Source organism: Mucilaginibacter sp. P1_D10 (assembly GCF_056406215.1).
Window position 1 is genome coordinate 1 of sequence record NZ_JBFUAP010000041.1, and the last position, 1,596, is coordinate 1,596.

General features: G+C 51.6%; 1 protein-coding gene. It reads right to left on the minus strand.

What is annotated here, in order from left to right:
• On the minus strand, positions 1-1,428 hold a 1,428-nt coding region (locus tag AC1DYT_RS26655), incomplete at its 3' end, for an ATP-binding protein (RefSeq protein WP_477472520.1).
• Positions 1,429-1,596 lie beyond the last annotated feature (168 nt).

Genomic DNA, 1,596 nt, shown 5'->3' on the forward strand with positions numbered 1-1,596 from the left:
GTCGCAGAGTGGCCAATTGGGATCACTCATCACTCCGGCGGTAAAGTTTAGAGCTGCCAGCGCCTTTAAACGCAGCTTTCCATCGGCCGTTTGTCGATGGTGCCACTCTAGAGCCTTTTCCAGATTACTTCTGGCCATGATCAGGGCGGACGGCAGATTGGCGAAATTTTGGTCGCTAGCTGCGTCGGTCAGCGCCTTCCACGTCTGAAACAACGAGATCGCCTTTGGCCCCTGCATGACCAGCCCTCGGGCGCTTGAGACGGCTGCTTTTACTGCGTCTCGACCGCTGACCGTTTTCGTATCGATGAAGGGGGGGATTTCGTTTTTTAACGTTACTAAATGCGTTCCGGCCATATCGAAGGCATTTTTTGACGCAGCGGAGAGTTCTTCTTCCATAGATATCCTATCTATAGTTATATGGATCGGGATTTTGAAGTCAAATTCGGATGCATATTTTCTAGAATTTTTAATTGCGTCGGAAAATCTGCGTTCATATCCATCTATTCCTTGGTCTTTGGCGTATTTCATGAATTTTCTGTTTAGTGCGCCAAATGCGGTGCATCCATCCGCAATATCGGACAACTGGTCGAGGCCAGTTAGCTGCTTTACCGCTTCGTATAATGTGAGGCTGTTTTTGCCGAACCCGATCTTGGCAAGCCGGGCCGGCATGAGTATGCCGATATCGGCGAGCCGGAGGACCGATTTCAGGCGCGGGTCGATCTGCTCCTCGAGCGTAGCCTCACCAATAGGCGGGCTGATCATCCGCCGGAAAGCAATCGCAGGTTCGCCGTCTGCCGCCTTGAAAGTAAGTTTCACCCACACTTCAGCTGGCTGATTAAGGTCCGCTATGTTGGTCGGATAGGCAGCCAGCGGCGGCCAACGACCAACTTTTCGACCGTCGTCCCCAACAACGTCCTCGCGCTCGCCGCGCTCATCCACCGGCCCCTCGTGTTCACGGATTCGCTTTCCCGTCAGAGCCCACAATATTGAACTGACAAGCGAAGTTTTCCCTGAGCCATTCTGGCCTTCGAGGCACCAGTTATGCCCGCCGACGTAGAGATCAAAGCACTTGCCCTTGAATATCGTGAGTCCTCCGAATCCATATGCCTCGATATGGTAGAGCCTCCATGATTTATTGTTCTTTATTCCATCTTCTTCTCGAATGAAATTTGCTGGGTCGGATTCGTTGTTCTCCCAGGCCGAAATTAGACCGGGGAAGATGTTTTCGTCGCCGACAGCCACCTTGCTGGAGTCCTGATTGAGAAGGAATTCAAACAAGCGTCGTTGTGAAGGATTATTCAGGGTGATTGAGCCGGGGTTCTGATCTTTATATCCGGGCCATTCCAGGGTCTTTCCTGAAAGAAGCAGTCTCGTTATCTCTGCTAATGGAATCCCCATTCGAAGGCCCTTCCCGATTTGTTCGATCAAGGATGGCCTAACTTTTGGTTGCTAATTTATTATCGGGCGCCGTTAAACGAGAAAATTGTCCGCTGTTGTTCGGACTGGTGCGGCACAACGTGCCTCGGCTATTCACTTAATCCTGAGGGTGTTCTAGGCGACCAGTTGGGATTATCCAGCATCGCCTCCAACTCGTCC